Annotated in this window: 10 protein-coding genes; 4 read left to right on the top strand and 6 right to left on the bottom strand. The window is 41.8% G+C overall.

Going from position 1 to position 9,428, the window contains the following annotated elements:
* Nucleotides 1-1,038, top strand: a 1,038-nt coding sequence (locus AC1DPZ_RS16715; protein ID WP_477405414.1) for an L-serine ammonia-lyase, incomplete at its 5' end; no start/stop codon positions are given.
* A 57-nt stretch (nt 1,039-1,095) separates the two neighbouring features.
* Here AC1DPZ_RS16715 and AC1DPZ_RS16710 read toward each other — a convergent pair.
* The 5 genes from AC1DPZ_RS16710 to AC1DPZ_RS16690 form a co-directional block, all read right to left on the bottom strand.
* A complete protein-coding gene (locus tag AC1DPZ_RS16710; RefSeq protein WP_477405412.1) occupies nt 1,096-1,566 on the bottom strand; it encodes an RES family NAD+ phosphorylase in 471 nt (156 codons plus the stop codon).
* Entirely contained in the window at nt 1,563-1,970 is a 408-nt protein-coding gene (gene parS / locus AC1DPZ_RS16705; RefSeq protein WP_477405410.1) for a type II RES/Xre toxin-antitoxin system antitoxin, read from the bottom strand. The genes AC1DPZ_RS16710 and parS overlap by 4 nt, the downstream gene beginning before the upstream one ends.
* Nucleotides 1,971-2,030: 60 nt before the next feature.
* Entirely contained in the window at nt 2,031-2,690 is a 660-nt protein-coding gene (locus AC1DPZ_RS16700; RefSeq protein ID WP_477405408.1) for an SGNH/GDSL hydrolase family protein, read from the bottom strand.
* A gap of 68 nt (nt 2,691-2,758) precedes the next feature.
* Nucleotides 2,759-3,514, bottom strand: coding sequence for a lipoyl(octanoyl) transferase LipB (lipB, locus tag AC1DPZ_RS16695; protein ID WP_477405406.1), 756 nt, complete (start codon nt 3,512-3,514; stop codon nt 2,759-2,761).
* Nucleotides 3,514-4,158: a 4'-phosphopantetheinyl transferase family protein gene (locus AC1DPZ_RS16690; protein WP_477405404.1), complete on the bottom strand. Its 645-nt coding sequence runs from the start codon at nt 4,156-4,158 to the stop codon at nt 3,514-3,516. The genes lipB and AC1DPZ_RS16690 overlap by 1 nt, the downstream gene beginning before the upstream one ends.
* 200 nt (nt 4,159-4,358) lie before the next feature.
* Between AC1DPZ_RS16690 and dcd the strand changes: the two genes are divergently transcribed.
* Together dcd and AC1DPZ_RS16680 are read left to right on the top strand one after the other, a co-directional pair.
* The gene (gene dcd / locus AC1DPZ_RS16685; protein WP_477405402.1) at nt 4,359-4,895 is read left to right on the top strand and encodes a dCTP deaminase; all 537 of its coding nucleotides are present in this window, start codon (nt 4,359-4,361) and stop codon (nt 4,893-4,895) included.
* A 254-nt stretch (nt 4,896-5,149) separates the two neighbouring features.
* Entirely contained in the window at nt 5,150-7,873 is a 2,724-nt protein-coding gene (locus AC1DPZ_RS16680) for a TonB-dependent receptor plug domain-containing protein (RefSeq protein WP_477405400.1), read from the top strand.
* Nucleotides 7,874-8,040: 167 nt separating this feature from the next.
* Here the strand turns inward: AC1DPZ_RS16680 and AC1DPZ_RS16675 are convergent, their stop codons facing one another.
* Nucleotides 8,041-8,901 carry a hypothetical protein gene (locus AC1DPZ_RS16675; RefSeq protein WP_477405398.1) on the bottom strand — a complete coding sequence of 287 codons (861 nt, stop codon included), beginning with the start codon at nt 8,899-8,901 and terminating at the stop codon, nt 8,041-8,043.
* A gap of 109 nt (nt 8,902-9,010) precedes the next feature.
* On the opposite strand from AC1DPZ_RS16675, the gene AC1DPZ_RS16670 reads away from it, so the two are divergent.
* Nucleotides 9,011-9,292, top strand: coding sequence for an ATP-dependent Clp protease adaptor ClpS (locus tag AC1DPZ_RS16670; protein WP_477405396.1), 282 nt, complete (start codon nt 9,011-9,013; stop codon nt 9,290-9,292).
* Nucleotides 9,293-9,428 lie beyond the last annotated feature (136 nt).

Below are 9,428 nucleotides of genomic sequence, written 5' to 3'. Positions count from 1 at the left end.
GTAACCTTCCAGGCGTTTTTAAGTAACGGCAAAGCTATATCAGAAACCTATTATTCCATAGGCGGGGGCTTTGTGGTAAAGGAAGATGCATCTGCGCAATCCAAACAGGAGGTTGACCTGCCATTCCCTATTGATACTGCTGCCGACCTGCTGCATTGGTGCATGAAAACCGGCCTCAGGATTTCGGAAGTGGTGACGGAGAACGAGCTGGCCTGGCGCAGCGAGCAGGAGACGTGTAACGGCGTATTAAATATATATAAAGCCTTAAAAGAATGTATGTACCGTGGCTGCCACACTACGGGCCAGTTACCCGGCGGTTTAAATGTTGCCCGGCGCGCTTTTAAATTGAACAGTAAACTAATAGGTAGTAATACTTATTCAAATTATGAGGAGTGGGTTGCTGCTATCCGGAAAACGGGTGGGAGCTTTAAAAATATACTGGATTGGGTGAGTTGTTTCGCGCTGGCTGTGAATGAGGAAAATGCCTCTTTTGGTAGGGTAGTAACTGCGCCAACCAACGGGGCTGCAGGTGTAATTCCTGCCGTGCTGCAATATTTTATTGTTTTTTGCGAGGGTAATACCGATGAGCAGGTTATTCAGTTTTTACTTACCGCCTCAGAGATAGGCAGCATCTTTAAAAAAGGAGCTACCATATCGGCTGCCATGGGTGGGTGCCAGGCCGAGATAGGTGTATCATCCGCAATGGCCGCTGCTGCCCTGACCGAATGCCTGGGGGGCACTCAAAGGCAAGTATTAATGGCCGCCGAAATAGCCATGGAGCATCACCTTGGCCTTACCTGCGACCCCATTGGTGGCCTGGTGCAAATCCCATGCATTGAACGTAACACTATGGGTGCCATAAAAGCAATTACTGCATCGCAACTGGCTTTGCAGAGTAACCCTGAGAAAGCTAAAGTAAGCCTTGATGCCGTGGTTAAAACCATGTGGCAAACCGCGTTGGATATGAACTCAAAATATAAGGAAACTTCCGACGGGGGACTGGCTATCAATATACCCATCAGCTTGCCGGAGTGTTAGTGTAGGTGTGCAGATTTCAGATATGCAGATTTCAGATTTCAAATGTGCAGATGATTTTTAAATGGCCTGTTTCTTAAATAGGCGGCTATCAAACTCAAAAGCTTCTGTTTTGATGATCTTTACCGATTTAAAATCCGGATGTGCAGGGTTTAGCAGGTAGTTGAAATCGCCCGGTACTGTTGCCGATGGAACCTTTAGTGCCAGGTACTCGTTAGTGTTTACAAACCTGTCGCCTATAAATTGGGTAGCTTTTACAAGCGGGTTGCTGTTCCAATTGGCATCCAGGTTATCTATATCAACCGTTTGGATTTTGCTGTTATTCTTTAGTTCTATGGTTGCCATAAAATAATTGGTGGGTATAATGCCAAGCGGGGTATGTACGGCAACTTCTAATACAGCTAAAGCGCGGGAGGAAGCGGTATAAATAACAGGTGTGCCTTTGCTGTTCCAACGGCCGCCATTTACCTCGGCGCCGCGCCCGGATAAATCATTAATATATGTTTTTTTGCTTAGGCGGTAAAGTATCATGCAAATATGCCATGCTCTATCCTACCCAATTCGTCGCGCACCATGCCGATACCGAACGAGGTATCCAATAACTCTTTGGGCTTTACGCTGCCAAGTGGGATGCTTGTATAATCCATCCAAGCAAAAAATTTCTCCTCATTGCCAAAAACCTCGATGCCTTTTTTATAAAGCAACTCAATAAGTATGATTTTTTCGGAATAGATGGGATCGAAGGATTTTTTTTCTTTTTTGTAGCGTTGTAAAGTGCGTTCGGATAAGTGTAAATAACCGGCCCAATCCTCAGTATCAAAATGGATATGATCGGATAGTTTGTTAAAGTAGTAAAATGATACGCCTTCCCTAACCATGTTGGTTAAGTTAACTTCATCCTCATCTAAAAATTTATATGGCTTTGGCTCTTTCATGCTTCATTAACGCTAATTGTCAATAAATTTACGACACTTGTCGTTTAATTCCAAATTTATTTACTTTGTAAACTGCATTAATATTTCAGGCACAAGCTTTTGAACCCACAGGTTATACATTTTGGCCGATGGATGAAGGCCGTCATTGGCCAGCAGGGTAAGGTCAAAGGCGGCTCCTTTGGATATGGGCGTAATATCAATATAGTTAACACCGGCTTTGGTGCTTTCTTCCAGGTTGATAGCGTTAAACTGGTCTATTTCGGGCCCAATTTTGGCTTCATTGCCATGAGCAAAGGGTGTAACGCCATAATCGGGAATGGAGAGTACAAACACATGTTTTTTATTACTCTTCGCAAACTTAATGGCTGTATTTAAAACCTGCACAAATTTAACCCGGTAGTTAGCCTGGCTATAGCCTCCATACTGATCGTTAACGCCAATAAGCAGCGTTACAAAATCGTAGGTTTTTGCTTTAATCGGGCTGGCATCTATCGCAGCTATCAGTTGGTCAGTTATCCAACCGGTGCGGGCTATAATATACGGTTCGGAGATCTTAAGCCTTGATAACTGAGTAGCAAGCTGGTAAGGGAACGACTCCTGTGCCGTAACCGATTGCCCAATGGTATATGAATCGCCCAGGGCAAGGTAGCTTAAAGTATCGGTTACAGTTACCGGGGGCACAACTGGTGGTGGAGTAGGATTATTGGTGTTATTCGGCATTGAATCAGTCTTTTTAACGCACGCGGATAGTGTACCTATCGAAAATAAAATTAAAAATAGTGCTTTCATTACATCATCTCCATATCAAACAATACGGAAATATGATGCTTTAAGATTTTTTTAACTTCATTAATGTCAACCGGGTGGCCAAGCTCCTGCTGCATAGAGGTTACAGCCTTATCATCAATACCACAGGGTACTATGTTTTTAAAGTAATCAAGATTGGTATTTACATTAAATGCCAGTCCGTGCATGGTTACCCAGCGGCTGCAGCGCACACCCATAGCACAAATTTTACGTGCGTTTTCGTTATCAGCATCAAACCAAACGCCTGTGTAGCCGGGGTAACGCCCAGCCTGCAAACCATAATCGGCAAGGGTAAGTATCACCGCTTCTTCCAGCGTACGCAGATACAGGTGAATATCTGTGAAAAAATTATCAAGATCCAATATTGGGTACGATACAATTTGCCCGGGCCCATGATAGGTAATATCACCGCCACGGTTAATGGTATAATAAACAGCCTGTTTTTTTTTCAGCCCCTCTTCATCTAACAATAAATGCTCGGCTTTACCACTTTTACCTAAAGTGTACACATGCGGGTGTTCGCAAAATACAAGGTAGTTAAAGGTTTCCGCGGCAGCAAAGGGTTCATAAGCATCTGCAGGAACCAGGCTTTTGGCTGCTTGGGTATAAGCAATCTCGTTGTTACGGTTATCAAGTTTGGTTTTTACCGTTGTCGAGAACAGGTCCTCCTGCCTGTCCCAGGCCTGCTGGTAATCTATCAATCCCCAATCCTGGAAAAAAACTTTCTTGTTTTTCATCACATATCCCCTTTTACATAACCAATCATATAATTCTCATATTGCAGGTAGCCTACCGTATAATCAATATTAAGGTTCTTTTTATGCAAATTAGCATTCAACACACCGTGATGTTCAAAGTTGAAAGGTTCTAAAAAAATATTATTGGCAAAAGAAACTTCTTTTTGCCCGTTGCATTTGTAAATGGCTTCCTTGGCGCACCAGCAAACATATAACTGCTCAATTTTTTTATTATCACTGATAAAAGCAAGTTCTTTGGGCTGCATAAATTTACCGGCAATGCGCTCTACTTTTTGTTGTATCTGTTCAATATCTATACCTACCTTATGCGTTTTGCTGATCATCACCGCGGCATAGTCAAAGGAGTGGCTTAGTGAGATATGATAGGGGAGGTTTACCAGGTAAGGTTTACCGTGCGAATCGATCTTACAGTCAATATACTCATCAGTACGCAACATTTTGCGTAGTAATACACGTGTGCCCAGCCAGTGCAGGTGACGTTTGCTTTTGCCCAATTTTTCAACGTAGGCTTTTTCGTTCTCGTCCAGTTGTAATTGCCTATACAGGTCATTAGCTTCCTCCTCAATTTTCCAGAGTGCAAACTCAGTATCGTCATCAATGCGCTGCCTGTATGCTATTGCCATAAAAGTAAAATTGCAAAATTGGATGCAAACTTATGTGAAATAATTTTAATTATAATAATTGCTGTATCATAATCATAAGTTATTGATTTTTAGTGTGATATTTGCTGTTTTTTATGCTTCTGCTGATTTTTACAATGTTTAAATAATAGCCATCGCCTTTATTTTAATTTTTATAATTTAGGCCCTTCCAAAAGCAGGCTATGATATTATCTGATAAGCGCATTCTCGAAGAAATAGAAAAAGGAACCATTATTATTGAACCCTTTCAGCGCGAATGCCTTGGCACCAACTCATACGATGTACATTTGGGTAAACATTTGGCCACCTATCGCGATAGGGTGCTTGATGCTAAAAAGCACAACGAGATAGATAGTTTTGAAATACCAAAAGAAGGTTTTGTTTTGCAGCCCAATACCCTTTACCTGGGCGTAACAGTAGAGTATACCGAAACCTATAAGCATGTGCCTTTTTTGGAAGGTAAATCGAGCACCGGTCGCCTGGGGATTGATATACATGCCACAGCCGGTAAAGGCGACGTTGGCTTTTGCAATACCTGGACATTGGAAATTTCATGTGCGCAACCTGTACGTATTTACGCTGGCATGCCCATCGGTCAGCTGATTTATTTTGTTGTTGAAGGCGATATTGAAACCCTGTATAACACCAAAAGCAACGCCAAATACAACAACCCTACCACCCGGCCGGTTGAAAGCATGATGTGGAAGAATAAATTTTAAGCAGGTCGTAAGTTTTGCGTTTGAGTTTTTTGATTGATGGAAATTAATTTTTCGTTCCATTAAACCTTTGCATAAGTTTACAGTCGAACGCGTAACTTAGTGCCTAACCTATTATGAAAAACAAACCTTATCTTCTGAACAAACCTTATACTTCTATAAGTTTTCAATACTCAAAATTTCCGTAACTATACCCGTAACACACTTGTTATAAAATTATTATAATATTTTCTGTAGATTGAATCTTATTTACCTAAATGAAAAACAAACAATTATCTATCGGTTTATTAATGGCCGTTGTTATTACGGCTATTATGGGCTTTGCCGGCCCGGGCGATGATCTGCTGCAAAAACTGGTGGATCAGCTTTATAAATGGCGGGACAATCATCCGCAGGAAAAAGTTTACCTGCAGTTTGATAAACCCAGCTACGCCATAGGCGACGATATTTGGTTTAAAGCCTACGTAACCATTGGTGGCAAGCACCAGCTATCGGCCCTTAGCGAAATACTGAATGTCGACCTGATAGATGAAAACGATTCGGTAAAACGCAGTATTAAACTGCCATTATTAAGCGGGTTAGCCAGCGGTGACTTTGCCCTTGCCGACTCGATGAAAGAAGGCACTTACCGGGTACGGGCCTATACCAATTGGATGCGTAATGAAAGTGAAGCCTATTTTTTTGATAAAACCTTCTCCGTTGTTAATAGCATTAATAATACCGTTTTCGCCAAAACGGCATTTACTTACAGTGTTCAAAACGGCAAGCAGAAAGTAAACGCGCTTATTAATTATGCCGATATAAACGGCGAACCTTATAAAGCTAAAGAGGTAACTTATAGGGTAGAGTTAAACGGGAAAATTGTTTATAAAAGCAAAGGCATTACCGACGATAAAGGTAATCTTGATGCCGCTTTTATCAATACAACAGGAAATACGGCTGCCACCGGGCATGTCATAACCCTTATAAAACTCGATAAAAAAGCAGTTGAGAAAGTGGTGGCGGTAAAAGCGGTTTCAAATAAAGTTGATATTCAGTTTTTTCCCGAAAGTGGTAACCTGGTTAACGGCATAAACTCAAAAGTTGCTTTTAAGGCCGTAGGTGCCGATGGCTTAGGTGTTGATGTAAAGGGGGCTGTGGTTGACGATCAAAACCAACAGGTTGCTGCATTTAACAGTACACATTTGGGTATGGGGGTTTTTAAGCTGATTCCGTTTAGCGGCAAAACATATAAAGCCCATGTTACCTATGCCGATGGTTCTGAAGGGGTATTTGATTTACCCCGGGCAATAGATAATGGCTACGTTTTGGGTATTGATAATTCGGGCGACAATGATATTGCTGTAAAAATATTACCGGGTAAAGATCTGCTGACCAGTGCAGCCCCAACCGGCGGCCTTTTGTTGGTGGCCCAAAGCGGTGGAGAAATATATTATGCAGCTAATAGTGCCGATGGCGGTGAAACCTTTGCTACCGTTGTGCCTAAAAGTAAGTTTCCGTCGGGTATTGTACAGTTTACCCTGTTCTCTAAACAAGGGGAACCTTTAAATGAGCGGCTGGTATTTGTAAAGAATAATGATGAGCTTAAATTGTCGGTATCATCTGGTAAGCAAACATATGCTCCCCGCGAAAAGGTAGACATCAGTCTTAATGCAAAAAATAACCAGGGTAATCCTGCAAGCGCCAGTTTTTCGGCATCGGTTATTGATCTGTCGAAAGTTTCCGTTGATGAAACCGCAGAGGAAAGTATTTTTTCCAACATATTACTTACATCCGATTTGAAAGGTTATATCGAAAAACCGGGTTATTATTTTCATAATGTAAATGCAACAACCCGGACCGATCTGGATGTGCTAATGTTAACCCAGGGGTATCGCCGTTTTGAATGGAAAAAGCTGTTGAATGATGTCTTTGAACCTATAGTTTTTCAGCCCGAAAAAACGTTACAAATATCCGGGCATTTAAAAACTTTAGGTGGCAAGCCTGTAGCCGGTGGTAAAATAACATTGTTCACCACATCGGGTGGTGTTTTTATAATAGATACAGTAGCTGATGTCAAAGGCAATTTTGTTTTTAAAAACCTTGTTTTCAGGGATAGCATCAGGTTTGTTATACAGGCCCGTACGGTCAAGGATCGTAAAAACATCGAGATTGAATTGGATAAAATTGCCCCGCAAGTCCCGGGGAAAAATAAAAATGCTGCTGATATACAGGTGAATATAAGTGATGGACTTTCGGCATATCTAAAAAATAGTAAAAACAGGTATAGCGAGGATATTAAATACGGCATTGGCAACCATGCCATCCTGTTAAAAGAAGTGGTTGTACGGGATGTGAAAATTAAGAATGAACTGTTGAAAAACTCCAGTAATTTAAATGGCCCTGGTAATGCCGACCAGGTTATTACCTATAAGGATCTGCAAAATTTTGGCGGGCATTTTACCAGCGCTTTGCAAATGAAAATATTTGGCGTGATCTTTAGAAACGGGGTGCCTTATTCAACCCGTAACCAAAGTCAGCCAATGACCGTAATGGTTGATGGTATACCGGTAGAGGGCGATTATTTAAATAATTTAAATACAAACGATGTAGCGAGTGTTGAAGTTTTACGCACAATTGGTAATCTTGTTATCTATGGTTTCAGGGGAAATGGTGGGGTATTGGTAATTACCACCAGGCGCGGAGGGGACGGCAATGATTACAACAGGTATGCGCCGGGTGTGGTTACATATGCGCCAAAAGGGTATTATAAAGCACGGGAATTTTATTCGCCGCAATACGATGACCCCAAAACAAATACACAGATGCAGGATCTTCGCTCAACCATATATTGGAAATCAAATATCGTGACTGATAAGGATGGCAATGCTACACTATCATTCTTTAATGCTGATGGTAAAGGAATCTACAGGGTTTTAATTGAAGGGATAGATGTTGATGGTAACCTGGGCCGTCAGGTGTATACTTATAAGGTGCAATAGTTGAAATGGGGGTTAGGGTTTGATATGTGAAAAGTGAAAATAGAGTATGTGGGAGGTATGAGTAAAGTATGGAAAAATAACACCTCCAAAAGGTTTTAAAGCACAGTTTTAAAACCTTTTGGAGGTTGTTTGTATATTCCTGTTGTCTTTTAGTGTTCGCCTTTAGCTTATTTTTTATTCAGATAAAACTTCTCCCAAAAATCAGTCGACTTAGTCATTTCCGTCGGACTGCCTTCTGAACCAGCTCTACTCATACCTCCACCGCGTCCGCCCCTACCGCCACGACCGCCGCTGCCCATGGCGCTGCCACGTCCTCCACGGCCACTGCCGCCCATGTTACCACCTGGATGTTCACCACCTTCAATCCCTTCGCCTTTTGGCCGTTGTATGCCATTTATTTTAAAATTGAATGCCCACTCGGTTTTGGTAATATCGTCAGCAAGAAAAAACTGCAGTGGGATGGCCATTTCATAAACCAGGTTTCCATCGGCATCGTAATCAATAGCTGCCTTAATGCCGTAAGTGTTTGATGTGGTGATCATATCGCCCTCAATATCTTTAAAGCCAACCACCTTAATATCACGCAGTTTAGTTATCCATTCCCGTGCCAGTTCGTCACGGTCTTGTTGGGTAATTTCGGTATTATCGTCGGGCCTTTTTCCAAAATCAGGTTTGGTGCCCGGTTCTGCCAGTGGGAAGGTAACCGAAAAGCTTTCCTTCTTTTTGCCTTTAGGATCAATGCTTAAGGTAATGCCCGCATTAAGCGTGCGCATCTGGTCCATTTTGTCGGTAATGCGAATGGCCGCGTAAAGTGTGGTTTTGTCATTGGCCAAAGCATAATTTAATTTTTTCTCCTCGTTAAAATACCGAAGGCTATCGCCCCAGTCTTTCAGGTTGCCATCAATATTTATGGTATTGGGCGGAGGTTGCAAAGTGTTTTGACTGTTTTTAGCAGCCTGGGCTTTAACTATACTAACTGTAAATAATAGGGCGGCTAACGGAACAATACTAGCGGCGATTTTTTTCATGTGTTATGGTGTTGGGTTGTCTATCCCTGCTATTGTAGCAGGATTTTAAGCCAATTGAACATGATTTTAACACTTTTATTATTGTTTTTGAGTAATTTTGCGGTTACGTATGCCAACTGAAACACAGGAAGAAACATTTACCCTCGAAGAATTACTGACGGGCCTTAAAGAAGTTCGTCGCCTTATATTGTGGAATGATGATTTTAACACGTTTGATCACGTGATCTACTGTATGATGAAGTATCTTGATTACTCCGAGCCTCAAGCCGAAAAAATAGCCTGGAAAGTACATAACGAAGGGAAATGCGCCGTATTGGAAGGCTCGTTTACAGAGATGGAGATCTACCGAAAAATTCTGCAACAGGAGGGATTGACGGTATCGGTAGATTGAGAAGTCTGAAGGGTTGTTAATTATAAATTATAAAGTCACCGGGATATATTCAGGTCCTGAATCTTAAAGAACTCAAGATTCAGGACCTGGTTATTTAAAATTAACCTACCAGGTAATTCCATCCATGGGTATCTGG

The organism is Mucilaginibacter sp. P4_G9 (assembly GCF_056400985.1).
Note: the sequence above shows the minus strand (reverse complement) of the source record. Positions and strands in the feature narration are given on the sequence as shown.

Bases quoted from the DNA above. Each gene is read 5' to 3' on its own strand.
- AC1DPZ_RS16710 (WP_477405412.1), bottom strand. From the start codon at position 1,566: ATGATACTTTACCGCCTAAGCAAAAAAACATATATTAATGATTTATCC.
- parS (WP_477405410.1), bottom strand. From the start codon at position 1,970: ATGAAAGAGCCAAAGCCATATAAATTTTTAGATGAGGATGAAGTTAAC.
- AC1DPZ_RS16700 (WP_477405408.1), bottom strand. From the start codon at position 2,690: ATGCCGAATAACACCAATAATCCTACTCCACCACCAGTTGTGCCCCCG.
- lipB (WP_477405406.1), bottom strand. From the start codon at position 3,514: ATGAAAAACAAGAAAGTTTTTTTCCAGGATTGGGGATTGATAGATTAC.
- AC1DPZ_RS16690 (WP_477405404.1), bottom strand. From the start codon at position 4,158: ATGGCAATAGCATACAGGCAGCGCATTGATGACGATACTGAGTTTGCA.
- dcd (WP_477405402.1), top strand. From the start codon at position 4,359: ATGATATTATCTGATAAGCGCATTCTCGAAGAAATAGAAAAAGGAACC.
- AC1DPZ_RS16680 (WP_477405400.1), top strand. From the start codon at position 5,150: ATGAAAAACAAACAATTATCTATCGGTTTATTAATGGCCGTTGTTATT.
- AC1DPZ_RS16675 (WP_477405398.1), bottom strand. From the start codon at position 8,901: ATGAAAAAAATCGCCGCTAGTATTGTTCCGTTAGCCGCCCTATTATTT.
- AC1DPZ_RS16670 (WP_477405396.1), top strand. From the start codon at position 9,011: ATGCCAACTGAAACACAGGAAGAAACATTTACCCTCGAAGAATTACTG.